Genomic DNA, 20,195 nt, shown 5'->3' with positions numbered 1-20,195 from the left:
CGATCACGACGGTCGAAACCGCTCGTGTCTGACGCGGAACTTGGCGCCGCCTGCGTCGGCTGGCCGATCCCCTTCGGGGCGATCGTGGCCATCGCCCTGTCCTGTGTCGACGACGTCGAGGCACCCCCGCCGCCCCAGCGTTGATGGCGACCCGCGCCGCCTAGCGAAGTTTTCGCGGCGTTCACCGCCGGCACCCAACCGTGCACCGGATTTCAGATCCCGGCAATCTGCGGCGCGGCAAGGCCGCGATTTCGCCCCATTCGTCATCTGACGTGCACCGACACGTCACAGCGCCGACGCCGACTCGCTCACCGACTGCGACACGTTGGGGCCATGAGCATCGCTTCCGTCCTGATAGCCAGCGACAAAGCCGAATCGGCGGCCAGCTCGTCCGGGGGGCCGCACTACTCCTTGCTGTTGTCCACCGACCCCGCCATGGTCGAGGCCGCGCAACGGCTGCGGTACGACGTGTTCACCAGCACCCCGGGCTTCGCCCTGCCGACCGCAGACGGCAGCCGCGGCCACATCGATGTCGACCGGTTCGACGAGTACTGCGACCACCTCCTGGTCCGCGACGACGACACCGGCGAACTGGTGGGCTGCTACCGGATGCTGGCGCCCGCGGGCGCGATCGCGGCCGGCGGGCTCTACACCGAGACGGAATTCGACCTGCACGCATTCGACGGGCTCCGGCCGTCGCTGGTCGAGATGGGACGCGCCGTGGTGCGCGACGGCCACCGCAACGGCGGCGTGGTGCTGCTGATGTGGGCCGGGATCCTGGCCTACCTGGACCGCTACGGCTACGACTACGTGACGGGCTGCGTGTCGGTGCCGATCGGCGGTGACGACGACGGGGACGCCCCCGGCAGCCAACTGCGCGGGGTCCGCGACTTCATCGTCGCCCGCCACGCCGCCCCGCCGCAGTACCGCGTGCGGCCGTTCAGGCCGGTGGTCGTCGGCGGGGTGCCGCTGGACGACATCCCGGCTCCGCCGCGTCCCACGGTTCCGCCGCTGATGCGGGGCTACCTGCGGCTGGGCGCGCAGGTGTGCGGCGAGCCCGCGCACGACCCCGACTTCGGTGTCGGCGACTTCTGCGTGCTGCTGGACAAACGCAAGGCCGATACCCGGTATCTCAAGCGGCTGCGCTCGGTGTCGGCGGCGGCCGAGATGGCCGCGCGATGAGCGCACCCGGCGTCACCGCCCACGCCTGGCTGCCGCGCGCGACGTGCGACAGCACCTGCGTCGGGGCCGGCCCCGCGTCCCCGCGGTGGCGGGTGACCCTCCGGGTGACGCTTCGCCTGACGCTGGCGCTGCTGCTGGCGCCGCTCGTGCCGCTGATCGCGATGCCGCTGCCGGGCCGGGTGCGGGTGCAGCGCTTCTACTGCCGCGCGGTTCTGCGCTGCTTCGGCGTGCGGATCAAGGTGTCGGGCGCCCCGATCCGCAACCTGCGCGGGGTCCTTGTGGTCAGCCCGCACATGTCCTGGCTGGACGTCTTCGCGATCGGCTCGGTGCTACCGGGGTCGTTCGTCGCCCGCGCCGACATGTTCGGCGGGCGCCTGGCGCGCCTGCTCAAGATCATCCCGATCGAGCGGGCCAGCCTGCGGCGGCTGCCGGGGGTGGTCGAGACCGTCGCCGACCGGCTGCGCGCCGGTCAGACGGTGGTGGCCTTCCCCGAGGGCACGACGTGGTGCGGGGTCGCGTGCGGGTCCTTCTATCCCGCCATGTTCCAGGCCGCGATCGACCCGGGCCGTCCGGTGCAGCCGCTTCGGCTGACCTATCACCACGCCGACGGGAGCGTCTCGACCGCCCCGGCCTTCGTCGGCGAGGACACCCTGGGCGCGGCCATCTGCCGGTTGCTGACCGTGCGCCGCACCTGGGCGCACGTGCACGTCGAATCCCTGCAACTGCCCGGCTCCGACCGGCGGGTGCTGGCCCGTCGCTGCCAGTCCGCGGTGGGCGTCGGAGCGCCGCAGCACCGCGGTCCGCGCCACGTCCTGGTGGCGTAACACGCCTGAGCGGCCCGGTATCGTGGGGCGGGTCATGGTCTACCTGGATCACGCCGCCACCACCCCGATGCACCCCGCCGCCGTCGAGGCGATGACGGCCGCGCTCGGCACCGTCGGCAACGACTCCTCGCTACACACCAGCGGCCGGGCGGCGCGGCGGCGGATCGAGGAATCCCGCGAACTGATCGCCGACAAGCTCGGCGCCCGCCCGTCGGAGGTGATCTTCACCGCCGGCGGCACCGAAAGCGACAACCTGGCCGTCAAGGGCATCTTCTGGGCCCGCCGGGACGCCGACCCGAAGCGGCGGCGCATCATCACCAGCGAGGTCGAGCACCACGCCGTGCTGGACTCGGTGCGCTGGCTGGTCGAGCACGAGGGCGCCGAGGTCACCTGGCTGCCCACCGCCGCTGACGGTTCGGTGTCGGCGGCGACGGTGCGCGAGACGTTGCAGAACCACGACGACGTCGCGCTGGTGTCGGTGATGTGGGCCAACAACGAGGTCGGCACCGTGCTGCCGGTCGCCGAACTCGCCGCCCTCGCAGCCGAATTCGGTGTCCCGATGCACAGCGATGCCGTGCAGGCGGTGGGGCAGCTGCCGGTGGGCTTCGCCGCCTCCGGGCTGTCGGCGATGAGCGTGACCGCGCACAAGTTCGGCGGACCCCCGGCCGTGGGCGCGCTGCTGCTGCGCCGCGACGTGGCCTGCGTGCCGCTGGCGCACGGCGGCGGGCAGGAACGCGACATCCGTTCCGGCACACCCGATGTCGCCGGCGCCGTCGGCATGGCCGCCGCCGCGCGCATCGCGGTCGACGGGCTCGACGCCCACGTCGCCCGGCTGCGCAACCTGCGCGACCGCCTGGTGGACGGGGTCCTCGCCGGCATCGACGACGTAAGCCTCAACGGCGCCCGCGACCCGCACCGGCTCCCCGGCAACGCGCACTTCACGTTCCGCGACTGCGAGGGCGACGCGCTGCTGATGCTGCTGGACGCCAACGGCATCGAGTGCTCGACGGGCTCGGCCTGCACGGCCGGTGTCGCGCAGCCCTCGCACGTGCTGCTCGCGATGGGCGCCGACCCGGCCAGCGCCCGCGGATCTTTGCGACTTTCGTTGGGCCACACGAGCGTCGACGCGGACGTCGACGAGGTGTTGCGCGTCCTGCCCGGTGCCGTCGAGCGGGCCCGCGGGGCCGCCCTGGCCGCCGCGGGGGCGATGAAGTGAAAGTCCTCGCCGCCATGAGTGGCGGCGTCGACTCCTCGGTCGCCGCCGCCCGCATGGTCGACGCCGGCCACGACGTGGTCGGCGTGCACCTCGCGCTGTCGGCCGCGCCGGGCACGCTGCGGACCGGGTCGCGCGGCTGCTGCTCCAAGGAGGACGCCGCCGATGCGCGCCGGGTGGCCGACGTGCTCGGAATCCCGTTCTATGTCTGGGATTTCGCCGAGCGGTTCGCCGCCGACGTGATCGACGACTTCGTCGAGTCCTACGCCCGCGGGGAAACCCCCAACCCCTGCGTGCGGTGCAACCAGCGCATCAAGTTCTCGGCGCTGTCGGCCAAGGCCCTCGCGCTGGGCTTCGACACGGTCGCGACCGGGCACTACGCCCGCCTGTCGGGCGGCCGCCTGCGTCGGGCCGTCGACCGCGACAAGGACCAGTCGTACGTGCTGGCCGTGCTGACCGCCGGGCAGTTGCGCCACGCCGCGTTCCCGGTCGGGGACACCCCCAAGCCGGAGATTCGCGCCGAGGCCGCCCGCCGCGGCCTGGCCGTCGCCGACAAGCCGGACAGCCACGACATCTGCTTCATCCCGTCGGGCAACATCCGGGCCTTCCTCGGCGAGCGGATCGGGGTGCGCCCCGGCAGCGTCGTCACCGCGGACGGCGCCGTGCTGGCCACCCACGACGGCGTGCACGGTTTCACGATCGGCCAGCGCAAGGGCCTCGGCATCGCCGGGCCGGGACCCGACGGCCGGCCCCGCTACGTGACCGCGATCGATCCGCTGACCGCGACAGTCGAGGTGGGGGAGGCGGCCGACCTCGACGTGCGCGGGCTGGTCGGACGGGATCCCGTCTTCACGGCGGGGGCTGCCCCGGCGGGGCCCGTCGAATGCGCGGTGCAGGTCCGCGCCCACGGCGAAATGGTCTCCGCCGTCGCCGAATTGGACGGCGACGAGCTCGTCGTGCGGCTGGGGGACCCGCTGCGCGGTGTGGCGCGGGGGCAGACGCTGGTGCTCTACCGGCCCGACCCCGACGGCGACGAGGTGCTGGGTAGCGCGACCATCGCCCGCACGTCGGTTTCAAGCATTCTTTGAGGATCCGCCAAGGGCCACCGCCGAACCTTTCCTCGACAGCGAGGAAAGGAATCAGCAGACGTGTGCACACACCAGGTCACGACTCATGAGGTGCCGACCGCCCGGACCAACGCCCTGGCCATCGCGGCGTTCGTTCTGAGCCTGATGGGCATGTACGCCAGCCCGGCCGTGAGCGGGGTGCTCGCCGTCGTCGCGCTGCGCCAGGCCAAGCACCGCCAGGAGGGCGGCTTCGTGCTCGCTATCGCCGCGCTGGCGGTCTCGTTGGGCTTCACGGCGCTGCACGTGATGCTGTGGATTCAGTGGGGCAGGCCGAACTTCGAGCTGCTGACGACGGCGCACTGGTGAACTGACCCGCCTCGCGCTAGCGCGGCAGGTTGGCGGCGATGTTCGTCATCACGATGTCGGACACCGATTGCGGGAAGCCGCAGAACGTCACTTCCACCATCGCCACGGACATCAACCGGTAGTCGCGGCCGCAGCCGCCCGGGGCCAGATGCAGCGTCCCCGCCTCGGACTTCCAGTCGCCCACCAGCAATTCGCCCGACGAGTCGCCGGCGCAGCTGCCCACCGCCCCCACCAACGAGCCGAACGCGCGCCGGGCCGTGTCGTCGTCGCGGTAGGCGGCCGCGCCCTCGGAGATGAGCGCGCCGTCGGGCGGGTCCTGGAAGGTGGTCTTGTGGAACTCCTCGATGTCGGGCCCGAACGTCGCCGTCTCGGCGTAGAGGAACCGGCACTGCCGCGGGGCGCTCTCGGCGAGCGCGTCGATTTCGACCGGGCTCGTGCCGTCCATCGACGGGATCACGGTCAGGTGCTCACCCGCGCCGGTGATCGCGCGCATGCGCGACTGGTCCAGCAGGATGGTGTCGACGTTGACGCCATGGATTGCCTTGCGCGTGGCCCCGACTCCGGGCAGCGCCGTGCCGTCCACCACCCGGGTGCACGCCGCCGTCAGCAGCACCGCGCTCCACACCAGCGCCGGCCGCGCCCATTTCGCCATGTGCATGCTCTTCTCGGGGCCCTTCTCGGCTTGAAGCTACCCGGTGCGACGACCCCTCGCGAGCGCCGGCCGGCGTGACGTCGAATACGGTTGCCGGGTGAGTGATTTCGCCCGTCCGTTCGCACAGGCCAGTGGCGTCGGCTCCTGGCCCGGCACCGTCGCCCGCGAGGCGGCCGCCATCGTCGTCGGGGAACTGGGGGCGGCGCTGCCGCACATCGTGGAGCTGCCCGCCAGGGGAGTGGGCGCCGACACGCTCGGTCGGGCCGGGGCGCTGCTGGTCGACGTCGCGATTGACACGGTGCCGCGCGGTTACCGCATCGCGGCGCGGCCGGGGGCCGTCACGCGGCGCGCCGTCAGCCTGCTCGACGAGGACTGCGACGCCCTCGAAGAGGCCTGGGAGACGGCGGGTCTGCGCGGCGGCGGGCGGGTGGTCAAGGTGCAGGCGCCCGGGCCGGTCACGCTGGCCGCCGGTCTCGAACTGGCCAACGGGCACCGGGCGATCACCGACCCCGGCGCCGTGCGCGACCTCGCGGCGTCGCTGGCCGAGGGTGTCGCCGCGCACCGGGCGGCGTTGGCCCGGCGGCTCGAGACGCCGGTGGTCGTGCAGTTCGACGAGCCCTTGCTGCCGAGTGCCCTGGACGGCCGGTTGACGGGGGTGACGGCGCTGAGCCCCGTCGCCCCGCTCGACGAGGCGGTGGCCCGCTCGCTCCTGGACACCTGCGCCGCCACGGCGGGCGCCGAGGTGCTGCTGCACAGCTGCGCCGCGGGTCTGCCGTGGGATATTTTGCGGGACAGCGATATTCAAGCCGTCTCGGTGGATGCGGCCACGCTGCAGGCCGCCGACCTGGACGGCATCGCCGCCTTCGTCGAGTCCGGCCGCACCGTGGTGCTGGGGGTGGTCCCCGCCGAGCCGCCCGAGCGGCGCCCGTCGGCGGAGCAGGTGGCCGGCGCGGTGGTGGCAGTGACCGACCGCCTGGGCTTCGGCCGCGCCGCGTTGCGCGACCGCATAGGCGTCACCCCGGCGTGCGGCCTGGCGGGTGCGACGCCGCGGTGGGCGCGCACCGCTATCGAGCTGGCCCGCTCGGCCGCCGAGGCGTTCGCCGACGACCCGGAGGCGATCTAACGCGCAACCAAAGGGTTGCACTTTTACCCGGCCCGTGATGCACTGACGTGCAACCAGGAGGTTGCATATGAAGATCGAGAAGCGCGTGGTGTTGCGCGCGTCGTTGGACCGGGTGTGGCGGGCGGTCAGCGAGGCGGCGGAGTTTGGTCGCTGGTTCGGCGTCCGCTTCGACGGGCCGTTCGTCGCCGGCACGTCCGTCACCGCAACGATCACCCCGACGGTGGTGGACGACGAGGTCGCCAAACGTCAGGAGCCGCACGCGGGGACGACCAGCACGTGGCACATCGTGGCCGTCGAACCCCGGCGCCGGTTCGCCTACCGCTGGCATCCCTGCGCCGGCGAGCCGGACCCCGAGGGTGGAGAGCCGACCACGCTGGTGGAGTTCACCCTGTCCGAAACGCCCGAGGGCGTGCTCCTCACCGTCACCGAATCCGGCTTCGAATCCCTACCCGAGGCGCGCCGCCGCTCGTCGTTCGACGCCAACGCCGAGGGTTGGGCCATGCAGACCGAACTCGTGCGCCGCTACACCGAGAACGCACGGGTGTGAGCGCCGCCGGGGCGGTCGCCGCGACGGTGTTCGACGCGCTGGGTGATCCCAACCGGCTGCGCATCGTCGTCCGGCTCTGCGACCACGGCCCGAGTTCGACCACCGAAGTCACGCGGGGCATCCCGGTCAGCCGGCAGGCGGCGAGCAAGCACCTCCTGTTACTGGCGTCCGCCGGGCTGGTCAGCAGCCAACGGCGCGGACGCGAACGCGTCTGGACGGTGGAGTCCGACCACCTGACGGAGGCCAGCGACTATCTGACGCAGTTGTCCCGGCGATGGGACGCCGCCATCGAGCGATTACGCGCCTACGTGGAGGAGTGAGCGCCGCGCGCGCCGCCGTGACCGTGCCGGGCGCGCCGGGGCTGCTGTCGGCGCCCTTCGATAGCCTGCGAAGGTGAGTTCAGCCGACGCCGACGCGGCCCCGCCCGAGGTGCGGCGCCAGTGGCAGGACCTGGCCGACGAGGTCCGGGAACACCAGTTCCGCTACTACATCAAGGACGCGCCGATCGTCTCCGACGCCGACTTCGACGCGATGTTCAACGAACTCCTGGCGCTCGAGGAGCGCTACCCCGACCTGCGTGCGCCGGATTCCCCGACGCAGCTGGTGGGCGGGGCCGGCTTCGCCACCGAGTTCGGCGAAGCCGAGCACCTCGAGCGCATGCTCAGCCTCGACGACGTCTTCGACCGCGACGAGCTGGCCGCGTGGAGCGCCCGCGTCGAGAACGAGATCGGCCGCGACCCCTACTACCTGTGCGAGCTCAAGATCGACGGGGTCGCCCTGTCGCTGGTGTACCGCGACGGCCGGCTCGAGCGGGCCGCCACCCGCGGCGACGGCCGGGTGGGCGAGGACGTCACGCTCAACGCCCGCACCATCGACGATGTGCCCGAGAGGCTCACGCCCAGCGACGAATTCGCGCTGCCCTCGCTGCTGGAGGTGCGCGGCGAGGTGTTCTTCATGCTCGCCGACTTCGAGGCGCTCAACGCCAGCCTCGTCGAGGACGGCAAGGCCCCGTTCGCCAATCCCCGCAACAGCGCGGCCGGCTCACTGCGCCAGAAGAACCCGGCCGTCACGGCCCGGCGCAAGTTGCGGATGACCTGCCACGGCATCGGCCGCGTCGAGGGGTTCGCGCCGCGGACCCTGCACGAGGCCTACACGGCGCTGCGCTCCTGGGGCCTGCCGGTCGCGACCGAGACCGTTCGGGTCAGCGGCCTCGCGGCCGTCGAGGACCGGGTCGCCTACTGGGGCGAGCACCGCTACGACGTCGAGCACGAGATCGACGGCGTGGTGGTCAAGGTTGACGACTTCGCGCTGCAGCGCCGGCTGGGGGCGACGTCGCGGGCGCCGCGGTGGGCCGTCGCCTACAAGTACCCACCCCAGGAGGCGCAGACCAAGCTGCTCGACATAAGGGTGAACGTGGGGCGCACCGGCCGGGTGACGCCGTTCGCGTTCATGACGCCGGTGAAGGTGGCCGGGTCGACGGTCGGGCTGGCCACCTTGCACAACGCGAGCGAGGTCAAGCGCAAGGGCGTGCTGATCGGCGACACGGTGATGATCCGCAAGGCCGGCGACGTGATCCCCGAGGTCCTCGGCCCCGTCGTCGACCTGCGCGACGGCACCGAACGCGAATTCGTCATGCCGACCGAGTGCCCCGAGTGCGGCACCACGCTGGCCCCGGCCAAGGAGGGCGACGCCGACATCCGCTGCCCCAACGCCCAGTCCTGCCCGGCGCAGCTGCGGGAGCGGGTGTTCCACGTCGCCGGCCGCGGGGCCCTCGACATCGAGGGACTGGGTTACGAGGCGGCCATCGCGCTGCTCAAGGCCGGGGTGATCGCCGACGAGGGCGACCTGTTCGCCCTCACCGAGGACGACCTGCTGCGCACCGAGCTGTTCCGGACCAAGGCCGGAACCCTGTCCGCCAACGGCGCCCGGCTGCTCGCCAACCTCGGCAAGGCCAAGGCGGCGCCGCTGTGGCGGGTGCTGGTGGCGCTGTCGATCCGGCACGTCGGGCCGACGGCCGCCCGCGCGCTGGCCACCGAGTTCGGCAGCCTCGAGGCGATCATGGCGGCGTCCACCGAGCAACTGGCCGCGGTCGAGGGCGTCGGCCCGACGATCGCCGCGGCGGTCACCGAGTGGTTCACCGTGGACTGGCACCGCGCCATCGTCGAGAAGTGGCGCGACGCCGGGGTGCGGATGGCCGACGAGCGCGACGCCAGCGTGCCGCGCACCCTGGAGGGCCTGACGATCGTGGTCACCGGCTCGCTGACCGGCTTCTCCCGGGACGAGGCCAAGGAGGCGATCATCGCGCGCGGCGGCAAGGCGGCGGGTTCGGTGTCGAAGAAGACCGACTACGTCGTGGCGGGCGACTCGCCGGGCTCCAAATACGACAAGGCCGTCGAGCTCGGGGTGCCCGTGCTGGACGAGGACGGCTTCCGCACCCTGCTCGACGACGGGCCGCCGCCCGCCCCCGCTCCGGAATAACCGCTGTTCAGCGGCGGATTCGCAGGCGGGTCGCGGGGCGCTCAGTAGCATGGACGCCGCGACTACTTGACCTTCCTGCGGGGGTGGGCAGACAGGGCGGTCGTACGTCGCCGATCAGTGCCCGCGGGCCGCTTTCACCGACTTTCGAGAGGTTTGCCGATGCATGTCGCGCTCTTCACCGATCTTCACCCCGACAGCCTCGGGGGCACGCAGGTCTCGGTGGCCACCCAACGCCGCGCGCTTGAGCAGCGCGGGCACCGGGTCACCGTGTTCACCGCGCCGCTGCCCAAGGCGGTCGACCGGGACCCGTGCGTGGTGGAGCTGAAGCCGGTGCCGGTGGTCGCGCCGTTGCTGCGCAGGCTGGGCCGGCACGACGACTTCATGTTCGTCTGGCCGTCGAAGGTGAACCGCGCGATCATCGACGGGGCGTTCACCGCCGGCGAGCCGATCGACGTCGTGCACACCCATGGCGACCTGGGCGTGGCGATCGCGGGCGTGGCCGCCGCGCGCCGCCACGGCGTTCCGGTGGTGCAGACCAAGCACACCCGCTTCGACGTCTACTTCGAGCAGGCCACGGCCACCCCGCTGCCGCTGGCCGTGTTGTTCGCCCAGATGCAAAAGCGTTACCTGTCAAGGGAATTCACGCTGACTCCCGCGAAAGAAGGCATGGCCTCCCGCCTGGCCTGGCGGCTCATGGTCGCGCACGCGCAGGCCGTCGACCACGAGATCACGCCGACGCGGCACTTCGCGCAGTCGTTGGCGAGCCGGGGCGTCAGCCGCCCGATCTCGGTCGTTTCCAACGGAGTCGACGACGACGTCATCGACCGCGCGGGTGCCGTCGACGCGCCGCGGCCCTCCGACGGCGAGCCGCTGCGCCTGATCTGGTGTGGGCGCCTGTCGTCGGAGAAGCGGGCGCTCGCCGCGGTGGAGGCGGTCGCCCGGGTGGACGACTGCGTGCTGGACATCTACGGGGAGGGACACCTGGAATCGGCCATCCGCAAGACGATCGAGTCTGGGGGTCTGTCCGGCCGAATCCGCTTGCGCGGCAGGGTCGATCGCGAAGAGTGCCTGGTCGCGATGCGCAACAGCGACGCCCTGCTGTTCACGTCCTACGACTTCGACACCCAGGGCCTGGTGCTGTTGGAGGCGGCCGCGATGTCGCTACCCACGATCTACTGCGATCCCGCGCTGGGCGAGACGGTCCCGCGGGGCGGCGGCGTCCTGGCCGCCGACCCGTCACCGGCGGCCCTGGCCGCGGCCATCCGGACGCTGGTCGAGGACCGCGACAGTGTGCGGGCGATGACCCAGATTGTCGGCGCGCACCGCGACACCGCGCGGCAATCCCGGCAGACGGAGAAGATCATCGCCATCTACAACGGCCTGGTGGACCGTGTGCCGGCGTGACTCGCGCTCAGCGCAGCATCGTCGCCACGATCCCGGCGAGGTATCCCAGCCGGGCCACCTCCGACGGCCGGAACTCCGGGCCCGGGCGGCCGAGCACCACGGCGGTGTGCGGGTCGCCCAGCGGGGCGGCGACCATCGTGGTGTCCATGTCGCGCCAGGCCTGCGGGATCCACTCGGCGGTGCTGTCCAGCGCCGTCGCCCGCTCGATGGGCAGCCACGGGGCCGAATTCGCCTTGGTTTCGGGGGTGCCGGGGCTGTCGGCGAGGCGCTGCAGCTCCCCGTCTGCGCTGCGCAGGACCATGCACCAGCTGACCCGCAGCACCTTGGGGGCCTCGTTGACGAGGACCTTCAGCCGCGCGTCGCTGTCGGCCGCCGCGGCGACGTGGTCGAGCAGCTCGAGCTCGCGGTGCGCCTCGAGCAGGCCGGTGTGCGGGCGGATGCTGTCGACCCAGACGCCGGACAGCGACTCGGCGGCCGTGATCAGCGTGTCCGGCATCGCCCCCGGCGGCAGTTCGATCACCAGGTCGTCGATCGCATGACCCGCGCTGCGCTCCACGACGTCGAGCGACAGGATGTCCGCGCCCACCGAGCCCAGCGCGACCGCCAGCGAGCCCAGGCTCCCGGGCCGGTCGACCAGCACGATGCGCAACAGATAGGACGGCACGGCCAACACTGTGACACAGCGGCGCGTGGGGTGCACTTTTACCGGGTAGGCGCTCTGACATGTCCGCAGCGCCAGGGGCCGGGGTTCGGGGGCCGCGCATGACCGCCGGCCGAGTGCAGCCCGACCGGCAGGAGATGGAGCACGCCTACCACGTGGTGGACGCCGTCTCGCGGGCCTTCGCCCGCAAGGTCGTCGGGCAGGACTACCTGCGCGAATCGCTGCTGCTGGGCCTGCTCACCGGCGGCCACATCCTGCTCGAGGGCGTTCCGGGCCTGGCCAAGACGACCGCCGCCCGGGTCGTCGCCGACGCCGTCTCCGGCGCGTTCCAGCGCATCCAGTGCACGCCCGACCTGCTGCCCAGCGACATCATCGGGACGCAGATCTACGACTCCTCGACCAACACGTTCACCACGCAACTGGGCCCGGTGCACGCGAACATCGTGCTGCTCGACGAGATCAACCGGTCCAGCGCGAAGACGCAGAGCGCGATGCTCGAGGCCATGGAGGAGCGCCAGACCACCATCGCGGGCCAGGTCTACCCCCTGCCCGAACCGTTCCTGGTGATCGCCACCCAGAATCCGGTGGACCAGGAGGGCACCTATCCGCTGTCGGAGGCGCAGACCGACCGGTTCATGCTCAAGGAGATCCTGCGCTACCCGCGGCCCGAGGACGAGGTCGAGGTGATCGCCCGCATCGACGCCGGGGTCTACGACCGCGACGAGAGGCCCCACCCGGTGGTGACGGTGGACGAGATCCTGGGGCTGCGGGACATCGTCCGCAACGTGCACCTCGACCCGGCGCTGATCCGCTACGCCAGCGAGCTCGTGCACGTCACGCGAAACCCGACCGAATTCCTGCCCTCCGACCTCGCCCGGTTGGTCGAGTACGGCGCGAGCCCGCGGGCGACCATCGCCTTCTGCCAGGCGGCCCGGGCGCTGGCGGTGCTGTCGGGCCGAAACCACGTGATTCCCGACGACATTCGCGCGCTGGCGCACCGGGTCCTGCGCCACCGCCTCATCCTGGGTTTCGAGGCGGTCACCGTCGACGTCACCCCCGAAATGGTCATAGACGCTGTGCTGCAATCGGTTCGGGTGCCCTGACTTCATGGGCCGGCACCTGAACCAGGCGAAGTCGCATTTCGGGACCGACACCCGCCGGCTCCTCGAGGGCGGCCGCTACGCGCTGCTGCACACCCGCAGCCTCGAGCTCGACGACCTGCGCCCCTACGTTCCCGGGGACGACGTGCGCGACATTGACTGGAAGGCCTCGGCGCGCTCGGGCTCGGTGCTCATCAAACGCTTCGTCTCGGAGAAGCACCACAAGATCCTCCTGGTGGCCGACTCGGGCCGCAACATGTCCGCCCTGGCGGCGGGCGGCGAGGTGAAGCGCGAGGTGGCCACCAACGCCATGGGCGCGATCGGGCTCGTCGCGATCGGCCGCAGCGACGAGATCGGCATGGTGTACGGCGATTCCCGCGGCTCGGTCACCATTCCCGGCCGGCGCGGTGAGACGCACGTCGAGAGCATGCTGGACCGCTACTACACGGCCTGCGTCCGCGACCCCGGGACCAGTGACATCGTCGGCCGGCTCGACTTCGTGTCCCGGGCCCACCGCCACCGCCTCCTGCTCGTCGTGGTGTCCGACGAACCCGACGTGACGCCCGCGCTGGACGAGGTCCTCACGCGACTGAGCGGGCGGCACGAGCTGCTGTGGCTCATGATCAGCGACATGCCCGCCCTCGGGCCGGGAGACGGTTTGGACGGATTCGACGTCGCGACAGGGCGTTTCGTGCTCGGCGGCACCGCGCTCGGCCCGCGCGTGGTGGCCGCCTACAGGGCGGCCGAGGAAAAGCGCTCGGCGCAGCTGGACGGCTTCCTCACCTCGCACCGGGTGCGCTTCGCCCGAATCGCGGGCAGCGACGAGATCCGGCCCCGAATCGTCGAATTGACCGAGGCGTACCGCCGTGCCGGCTGACGGCCTGCTGCGTTTCATCGGCGGTCCGCCGGCGTTCTCCGCGTGGTGGCCGGTCCTCGGCTGCCTGCTGCTGACCGCCGTCATCGGTTGGTATGCAACGGTTTTCGTGTGGACGTTGCCGCCGGCGACGCTGCGTCGCATGCCGGTGGTCTCCGACATCCACGCGTGGGTCAACCGGCGCCGGTTCGCGCGCGCCGTCCGCAGGATCGGCGCCCGGTACCGCGACGGCGACCTCACCCCCGCCCAGGCCAGCGCCGCGATCAGCCGCACGGTGCGCAGCTTCCTCTACGTCGCGACGGGCATCAGGGCGCAGTACATGCATGTCGAGCAGTTGGCCGGTGGCCGGCTCGCGGCGGCGGGGCCCCTGCTGGAGGGGCTGAACGACGCCCGCTTCAACCCCTCGGCGCGCGCGGACGTCGCGGCGCTGGGGCGGTCCGCGGAGGAGCTGATCTCGGCGTGGAACTGAAGTGGTGGCCGGTGCTCGACGCCGGGCTGCTCTGCCTGGCGGTCGCGGTCGCGGCCGCGGCGCTGACGCCGATGGCCCGGGTGCGCAGGACGCTTCGGCCGCTCGCGCACGTCGACCGGCTCACCCGCCTGCCCGAATACGTTCGCGTGCACCGCGCGTACCTGGTGTCGGTCCTGGTCACCGGGGTATTGCTGCTGGCCACCTTCCTGACGGCGCTGACGGCCGGTGCGCGCCCGACCGGCATGGCGTCGTCGCGCCGCGCGTTCGACGCCGCACACCCCGAGGACGTCATGCTGTGCGCCGGTCAGCCCGCGACCGACCCCGCGACGGCCGGGTTCCTCCGGTACTACGCGGACGACGCGCGGCGGATGGCGCCGCGGGACACGCGCCGGATCGGCCTGACCTCGACGACGCTGCGGGTCATCCCGGTGACCCGCGACCACGGGTTCGTGGCCGACCGGCTGGAATCGCTGTCGCGGCTCGCCGGCATCCAGGCGCAGGTCAACGCGCGAAGGCCCGTCCCGGACGCCGAGCGCGCCGCGCTGCAAACAGGCGTCGAGGCGTTCTCCCGCCCGGTCACCTACGTCGACTACGCACCCTCGGCCGAGGACGTGCTCGCCCTGTGCCTGACGGGCTTCCCCTCGTACGAGGCCGAGCGCGGGCACCGCCGGCAGCTGATCTACCTCGGCTACAGCACCTTTCGCGAGCCGGGCGATCACCGACCGTCGCTGTTCTCCGCCGACAGCCTCAGGCGGCTGGCCGAGCAGGAGGGCGTCCAGGTCAACGTCATCGCGCGGTCGGACGTCGCCGCGTCGTCGACGGCGGACACCGACTCGCTGCGCGCCACCGCCGAGGCCACCGGCGGCGCCTTCTTCCCGTACAACCCCGCGCCTGCAACCGGATCCGCCATCGACCCGACCCTGGCCCACCACCTCGACCGGATTGGGGCCGACGCGCCGAACGCCGAGCTGCCCGGCGGAAAGGTCATCACCCGCATGTCCGCGGACTCGCCGGAGGCGCTGCTGATAGCGAGCGTCGCGGCGGCGGCGCTGCTGTCCCTCGCCCTGGCGGTGCTGCGGCGATGACGGCCTACCCGGTGCTGCCCGCGATCTGGATCGTCGTCCTCGGCGCCGTCCTGGTCACCATTCGGATCGTGGCCCTGTACCGGCTGCTGCTGCGCACCCCCGCGGGCCGGCTGCGCCGCGTGGTGTTGCGTTGGAGCGCAATGACATTCGCGGTCATCCTGCTGCTGATCGCCGCCTGCCGCCCCGGATTCGACGCCGACCCCGCGGGCGCCTCCGCCGACGCGCCGAAGGCCGACACCAACGTCAACGTGTTCTTCGTCGTCGACCGGTCGGTGAACTCACGCGTGGAGGACTTCGGCGACGGCGCGTCGCGGATGTCGGGGATGCGCGCCGACATGGGGGCGCTGATCGACTCCTACCCGCACGCACGGTTCGCGCTGATCTCCTTTGCCGCCAACGCCACCCTCGACTGGCCGCTGTCCGACGACGCGTGGAGCCTGCAATCGTTCGTCAAGGGACTCTCGCCCTACACGGTGGCGCCGCCGGACGCGGTGTACCGAGCCAACCCCGTCGCCGCCCGGGACCTGTTGCGCGACAAGGTCGGCGAGGCGGCGACCGTCTTCCCCGGCGCGCAGACGTTCGTGTTCTACTTCGGCGAGGGGGCGCCCGGCTCCCGCGCGCCCGCCGCGCCGATCGACCTCGGGCGGGCCAAGATTGCCGGCGGGGCGGTGCTCGGGTACGGGACCCCCGCGGGGGGCCCGGTCCCGGAGGGATGGGTGGACGGCCGCAAGCGATATCAGGCCGGCCCGGGCGGCGGGCCGCTGACGTCCGCGATCGACGAAGGCCGGCTGCAAGGCATCGCCGCTCAGCTCGACGTGCCCTACTTCCACCGGGAGAGCGGCCAGCCGATCAGCGGCATCGCGCCCGCGCCGAACCGGAGCGCCAACGTCGAGGGCGAGCGCGACCGGCAGTCGACGGTGTTCATCGGGCGCCTCGAGCTCTACTGGGTCTTCGCGCTGGCGGCGGCGGCGCTGCTGCTGGTGGAGGTCGTGCTGACGGCGCGGGAGTACCGGCGTAACCGCATGTCGACGCGGGATGTCGGCCGATGATGCCGCGGGGGAGGCCGTCGGGGCACCCGGTTTCGGCGCGTGGCCGGCTGCGCCGGCGCCTGTGCCTGCTGTCCGCGCCGCCGGCCCTGGTGCTCGTGTCCGCCGCCGCCAAGGTGATCAGCGTCGGCGTCGTCGGGCATTGGGCCGCAACGGATTTCACGCATCATGACATCGAGGGGCTGCGCCGCGACGTGGCGTGGCTGCGGGTCGTCGACGTCGTCGACCCCGGCAAGACCGCGTTCGCCGCGGGCGACCTCAACGTGCTCGAGGGCCGCCTGGGCGACGCCGACGACCGCTTCGGCGAGTCACTGTCGCGCACCGACCAGAATCGCTCGTGCCCGGTGCGGATCAACCTGCTCCTCGTCCGCGAGACGCGGGGAGACCTGGCGGCCCGGGCGGGCGACGCCGCCGGCGCGGAACGGTTCTACACCGCGGCCGTCGGCGTGGCCGCCGAGGCGCCGCCCGCCTGCTTTGCGGGCAACGCCGACCCCGATCCCGATCGCCGCGCTGTCCGGGACCAGGCGATGCCGCGGCTGCAACAGAAACTCGACGCGCTGCGCCACCCCCCGCCGCCCGTCGCGCCGCCGCCGGGCGCGCCGCCGGCGCCGCCGCCCGCGGCGTCACCCAGCCCGCCGTCGGCCCCGGGCACGTCCGCGGACGCCGGCGACCAGGGATCCCCGGGCGGCTTCGCCCCGATCTCGCCCGACCGCCTCCCCGTCGTCGACAACGGGACCCCGCCGGGCCACCGCCTGGGCCCGGGTGACCCGCTGGACCGGTTGCGGACCCTGCTCGACAACGCCAACGCCTACGGCGACAACCAGGAATGAGCCGGGCACGGCGCTCCACTAGGCTTTGCGCTCGTGTCCCAGATCTCCCGCGACGAGGTGGCGCACCTGGCCCGGCTCTCCCGGCTGGCGCTGACCGACAGCGAACTCGACAGCTTCGCCGGTCAGCTCGACGCCATCCTGAGCCACGTCAGCCAGGTGCAGGCCGTCGACGTCACCGGCGTCGAAGCGACCGGCAACCCGCTCAAGGACGTCAACGTCACGCGCCCCGACGAGCCGACACCCTGCCTCAAGCAGTCCGAGGCGCTGGCCGAGGCGCCCGAGGCCGTCGACGGGCGCTTCGCCGTCCCGCAGATCCTGGGGGACAGCGAGTGACCGATCTGATCCGATCCGACGCCGCGACCCTGGCCGCGCGCATCGCCGCCGGGGAGGTGTCGTCGACCGAGGTCACCCAGGCCTGCCTGGACCAGATCGACCAGACGGACGACCAGTACCACGCGTTCCTGCACGTGGCCGGCGACGAGGCGCTCGCGGCGGCCGCTGCGGTCGACAACGCGGTGGCCGCCGGGGACCGGCTGCCGTCGGCGCTGGCCGGGGTGCCGCTGGCGCTGAAGGACGTCTTCACGACCAGCGACATGCCGACCACGTGCGGATCCAAGATCCTCGACGGCTGGCGGTCGCCGTACGACGCCACGCTCACCGTCCGGTTGCGCGCCGCCGGCATCCCGATCCTCGGCAAGACCAACATGGACGAGTTCGCGATGGGCTCGTCGACGGAGAACTCCGCCTACGGGCCCACCCGCAACCCGTGGAACGTCGACCGGGTGCCCGGCGGGTCGGGCGGGGGCAGCGCGGCGGCGCTGGCCGCGTTCCAGGCGCCGCTGGCCATCGGGTCCGACACCGGCGGATCCATCCGCCAGCCGGCCGCGCTGACCGCGACCGTCGGCGTCAAGCCCACCTACGGCACGGTGTCCCGGTACGGGCTGGTGGCGTGCGCGTCGTCGCTGGACCAGGGCGGCCCGTGCGCGCGCACGGTGCTCGACACCGCCCTGCTGCACCGGGTGATCGCCGGACACGACCACCGCGACTCCACCTCGGTGAAAGCCGACATCCCCGACGTCGTCGGCGCCGCGCGCGCCGGCGCGTCCGGCGACCTGCGCGGGGTGCGCGTCGGCGTCGTCAAGCAGCTGCGCGGGGAGGGCTACCAGCCCGGCGTACTGGCGTCGTTCGAGGCGGCGGTCAAGCAGCTCACCGCCCAGGGCGCCGAGGTGAGCGAGGTCGACTGCCCCCACTTCGAGTACGCGCTGGCGGCCTACTACCTGATCCTGCCGTCGGAGGTGTCGAGCAACCTGGCCCGCTTCGACGCGATGCGCTACGGGCTGCGGGTGGGCGACGACGGCACCCACAGCGCCGAGGAGGTGATGGCGCTGACCCGGGCGGCGGGCTTCGGTCCGGAGGTCAAGCGCCGCATCATGATCGGCACCTACGCGCTGTCGGCCGGCTACTACGACGCCTACTACAACCAGGCGCAGAAGGTGCGCACGCTGATCGCCCGCGACCTGGACCGGGCGTACGAATCCGTCGACGTGGTGGTGTCGCCCACCACGCCCACGACGGCGTTCCCGCTGGGCGAGAAGGTCGACGACCCGCTGGCGATGTACCTGTTCGACCTGTGCACGCTGCCGCTGAACCTGGCCGGCCACTGCGGCATGTCCGTGCCGTCGGGGCTGTCCGAGGACGACGGCCTGCCGGTCGGCCTGCAGATCATGGCGCCCGCCCTGGCCGACGACCGCCTCTACCGGGTGGGCGCCGCATACGAGGCCGTCCGCGGCCCGCTGCCCACCGCGATCTGACGCCGAGAAGACGCAAAAGCACCTCAAAACGGGGTCTTTTGTGTGCTTTTGCGTTCCCCCGCAAGCGGGAGGTACCCCCAGCTGGCGCCGCGTGAGCGGGGCGGGGGGCAAGATTAGGGGATGCGGATCGGAATTCTCACCGGCGGCGGCGACTGCCCCGGGCTCAACGCCGTCATCCGGGCCGTGGTGCGCACGTGCGACTCCCGGTACGGCTCGTCGGTCGTCGGTTTCCAGGACGGCTGGCGCGGCTTGCTGGAGAACCGGCGGCTGCAATTGCAGAACGACGACCGCAACGACCGGCTGCTGGCCAAGGGCGGCACGATGCTGGGCACCGCGCGGGTGCACCCCGACAAACTGCGGGCCGGGCTGGACCAGATCAAGCAGACCCTGGACGACAACGGCATCGACGTCCTCATCCCCATCGGCGGCGAGGGCACGCTGACGGCGGCGCACTGGCTGTCGGAGGAGAACGTGCCCGTCGTCGGGGTCCCGAAGACCATCGACAACGACATCGATTGCACCGACGTGACTTTCGGCCACGACACCGCGCTCACCGTGGCCACCGACGCCATCGACCGGCTGCACAGCACCGCCGAATCCCACCAGCGGGTGATGTTGGTGGAGGTCATGGGCAGGCACGCCGGGTGGATCGCGCTCAACGCCGGGCTGGCCTCGGGCGCGCACATGACGCTCATCCCCGAGCAGCCCTTCGACGTCGAGGAGGTGTGCCGGCTGGTCAAACGCCGTTTCCAGCGGGGGGATTCGCACTTCATCTGTGTCGTCGCCGAGGGCGCCAAGCCCGTCGCAGGCTCAATCACGTTGCGCGAGGGCGGAATTGACGAATTCGGCCACGAGCGCTTCACCGGGGTGGCCGCACAGCTGGCCTTCGAGGTGGAGAAGCGGATCAACAAGGAGGTCCGCGTGACGGTGCTCGGCCACGTCCAGCGCGGCGGCACCCCGACCGCCTACGACCGGGTGCTCGCCACCCGCTTCGGCGTCAACGCGGCCGACGCGGCGCATGCCGGGGAGTACGGCCAGATGGTGTCGCTGCGCGGGCAGGACATCGGCCGGGTGCCGCTGGCTGACGCGGTGCGCCAGTTGAAGCTGGTGCCCGAGAGCCGGTACGACGACGCGGCGGCTTTCTTCGGCTGACCCAGGGTTCCGGCAAACTGCGGGTAGCGCCGTCTGAACGTCGGTTTAACTTTGCCGGTGAAAAAGCCGCTTTCACCAGGTCGGCTGGATTTTGTGGTTTCCACCACACCACAGAGTGGTTATACCGCGGTTATGAACAACCGCGGTTCACTTCGCGGAGCCGTTCAACAGCCAGCTCGCCCGGCGGGGCCACCGGCCCGGTCGGTGGGCAGGCTATCCGCGCCGTCAAGTCCGGCCCATCCGGACCCGGCGCCGGCCACGGTGCCGCGACCCTATCCCTCCGACCCGTCCCTGCGGGTGCAGCCCCCGCC

21 protein-coding genes are annotated in these 20,195 nt (G+C 72.1%); 19 read left to right on the top strand and 2 right to left on the bottom strand.

All coding sequences use genetic code 11. The annotated features are described in order from the left end of the window. The first annotated feature begins 333 nt into the window (after window positions 1–333). From GPY60_RS21675 to GPY60_RS21655, 5 genes are read left to right on the top strand one after another with little or no spacing between them, the layout of a single operon-like run. On the top strand, window positions 334–1,182 hold the full coding sequence (locus tag GPY60_RS21675) for a GNAT family N-acetyltransferase (RefSeq protein WP_156689757.1): 849 nt from the start codon (window positions 334–336) through the stop codon (window positions 1,180–1,182). Beyond that, entirely contained in the window at window positions 1,179–2,006 is an 828-nt protein-coding gene (locus GPY60_RS21670) for a lysophospholipid acyltransferase family protein (RefSeq protein WP_156689756.1), read from the top strand. The genes GPY60_RS21675 and GPY60_RS21670 overlap by 4 nt, the downstream gene beginning before the upstream one ends. Before the next feature lie 34 nt (window positions 2,007–2,040). Continuing rightward, entirely contained in the window at window positions 2,041–3,222 is a 1,182-nt protein-coding gene (locus tag GPY60_RS21665; protein WP_156689755.1) for a cysteine desulfurase family protein, read from the top strand. Further along, complete coding sequence (gene mnmA / locus GPY60_RS21660; RefSeq protein WP_156689754.1) at window positions 3,219–4,307, top strand: tRNA 2-thiouridine(34) synthase MnmA; 1,089 nt, start codon at window positions 3,219–3,221, stop codon at window positions 4,305–4,307. The genes GPY60_RS21665 and mnmA overlap by 4 nt, the downstream gene beginning before the upstream one ends. Window positions 4,308–4,367: 60 nt before the next feature. Further along, the gene (locus tag GPY60_RS21655) at window positions 4,368–4,652 is read left to right on the top strand and encodes a DUF4190 domain-containing protein (RefSeq protein WP_156689753.1); all 285 of its coding nucleotides are present in this window, start codon (window positions 4,368–4,370) and stop codon (window positions 4,650–4,652) included. 16 nt (window positions 4,653–4,668) lie between these two features. Here the strand turns inward: GPY60_RS21655 and GPY60_RS21650 are convergent, their stop codons facing one another. Beyond that, the gene (locus GPY60_RS21650) at window positions 4,669–5,304 is read right to left on the bottom strand and encodes a sensor domain-containing protein (RefSeq protein WP_197283782.1); all 636 of its coding nucleotides are present in this window, start codon (window positions 5,302–5,304) and stop codon (window positions 4,669–4,671) included. A gap of 97 nt (window positions 5,305–5,401) precedes the next feature. Between GPY60_RS21650 and GPY60_RS21645 the strand changes: the two genes are divergently transcribed. The 5 genes from GPY60_RS21645 to GPY60_RS21625 all read left to right on the top strand — a co-directional run bounded on the left by GPY60_RS21645 (window position 5,402) and on the right by GPY60_RS21625 (window position 10,856). Continuing rightward, window positions 5,402–6,427, top strand: a complete 1,026-nt coding sequence (locus GPY60_RS21645; protein ID WP_156689752.1) for a methionine synthase — start codon at window positions 5,402–5,404, stop codon at window positions 6,425–6,427. Window positions 6,428–6,494: 67 nt separating this feature from the next. Then, window positions 6,495–6,974, top strand: coding sequence for an SRPBCC family protein (locus GPY60_RS21640; RefSeq protein WP_156689751.1), 480 nt, complete (start codon window positions 6,495–6,497; stop codon window positions 6,972–6,974). Continuing rightward, the gene (locus tag GPY60_RS21635; RefSeq protein ID WP_156689750.1) at window positions 6,971–7,294 is read left to right on the top strand and encodes an ArsR/SmtB family transcription factor; all 324 of its coding nucleotides are present in this window, start codon (window positions 6,971–6,973) and stop codon (window positions 7,292–7,294) included. The genes GPY60_RS21640 and GPY60_RS21635 overlap by 4 nt, the downstream gene beginning before the upstream one ends. Before the next feature lie 73 nt (window positions 7,295–7,367). Further along, a complete protein-coding gene (ligA, locus tag GPY60_RS21630; RefSeq protein WP_156689749.1) occupies window positions 7,368–9,452 on the top strand; it encodes an NAD-dependent DNA ligase LigA in 2,085 nt (694 codons plus the stop codon). A gap of 159 nt (window positions 9,453–9,611) precedes the next feature. Continuing rightward, complete coding sequence (locus tag GPY60_RS21625; RefSeq protein WP_156689748.1) at window positions 9,612–10,856, top strand: glycosyltransferase; 1,245 nt, start codon at window positions 9,612–9,614, stop codon at window positions 10,854–10,856. Between the two features lie 7 nt (window positions 10,857–10,863). Here the strand turns inward: GPY60_RS21625 and GPY60_RS21620 are convergent, their stop codons facing one another. Continuing rightward, the gene (locus GPY60_RS21620) at window positions 10,864–11,520 is read right to left on the bottom strand and encodes an amino acid-binding protein (RefSeq protein ID WP_156689747.1); all 657 of its coding nucleotides are present in this window, start codon (window positions 11,518–11,520) and stop codon (window positions 10,864–10,866) included. 98 nt (window positions 11,521–11,618) lie between these two features. On the opposite strand from GPY60_RS21620, the gene GPY60_RS21615 reads away from it, so the two are divergent. The 9 genes from GPY60_RS21615 (at window position 11,619) to GPY60_RS21575 (ending at window position 19,884) form a co-directional block, all read left to right on the top strand. Beyond that, window positions 11,619–12,620 (top strand): AAA family ATPase, encoded by a 1,002-nt coding sequence (locus GPY60_RS21615; protein WP_156689746.1) that lies wholly within the window; start codon window positions 11,619–11,621, stop codon window positions 12,618–12,620. Window positions 12,621–12,624: 4 nt separating this feature from the next. Next, on the top strand, window positions 12,625–13,494 hold the full coding sequence (locus GPY60_RS21610) for a DUF58 domain-containing protein (protein ID WP_156689745.1): 870 nt from the start codon (window positions 12,625–12,627) through the stop codon (window positions 13,492–13,494). Then, window positions 13,484–13,960, top strand: coding sequence for a hypothetical protein (locus tag GPY60_RS21605; protein WP_156689744.1), 477 nt, complete (start codon window positions 13,484–13,486; stop codon window positions 13,958–13,960). The genes GPY60_RS21610 and GPY60_RS21605 overlap by 11 nt, the downstream gene beginning before the upstream one ends. Next, entirely contained in the window at window positions 13,951–15,045 is a 1,095-nt protein-coding gene (locus GPY60_RS21600; protein WP_156689743.1) for a hypothetical protein, read from the top strand. The genes GPY60_RS21605 and GPY60_RS21600 overlap by 10 nt, the downstream gene beginning before the upstream one ends. Then, window positions 15,042–16,094: a VWA domain-containing protein gene (locus GPY60_RS21595; protein ID WP_156689742.1), complete on the top strand. Its 1,053-nt coding sequence runs from the start codon at window positions 15,042–15,044 to the stop codon at window positions 16,092–16,094. Before GPY60_RS21600 ends, GPY60_RS21595 begins: the two co-directional genes overlap by 4 nt. Next, window positions 16,091–16,921: a hypothetical protein gene (locus GPY60_RS21590; RefSeq protein WP_231639769.1), complete on the top strand. Its 831-nt coding sequence runs from the start codon at window positions 16,091–16,093 to the stop codon at window positions 16,919–16,921. The genes GPY60_RS21595 and GPY60_RS21590 overlap by 4 nt, the downstream gene beginning before the upstream one ends. Window positions 16,922–16,954: 33 nt before the next feature. Further along, a complete protein-coding gene (gatC, locus tag GPY60_RS21585; protein WP_156689740.1) occupies window positions 16,955–17,254 on the top strand; it encodes an Asp-tRNA(Asn)/Glu-tRNA(Gln) amidotransferase subunit GatC in 300 nt (99 codons plus the stop codon). After that, entirely contained in the window at window positions 17,251–18,732 is a 1,482-nt protein-coding gene (gene gatA, locus GPY60_RS21580) for an Asp-tRNA(Asn)/Glu-tRNA(Gln) amidotransferase subunit GatA (RefSeq protein ID WP_156689739.1), read from the top strand. The genes gatC and gatA overlap by 4 nt, the downstream gene beginning before the upstream one ends. A 120-nt stretch (window positions 18,733–18,852) precedes the next feature. Continuing rightward, the gene (locus GPY60_RS21575; protein ID WP_156689738.1) at window positions 18,853–19,884 is read left to right on the top strand and encodes an ATP-dependent 6-phosphofructokinase; all 1,032 of its coding nucleotides are present in this window, start codon (window positions 18,853–18,855) and stop codon (window positions 19,882–19,884) included. Window positions 19,885–20,195 lie beyond the last annotated feature (311 nt).

This window comes from Mycobacterium sp. Marseille-P9652, from assembly GCF_902652685.1.
Lineage (GTDB): Bacteria > Actinomycetota > Actinomycetes > Mycobacteriales > Mycobacteriaceae > Mycobacterium.
Note: the sequence above shows the minus strand (reverse complement) of the source record. Positions and strands in the feature narration are given on the sequence as shown.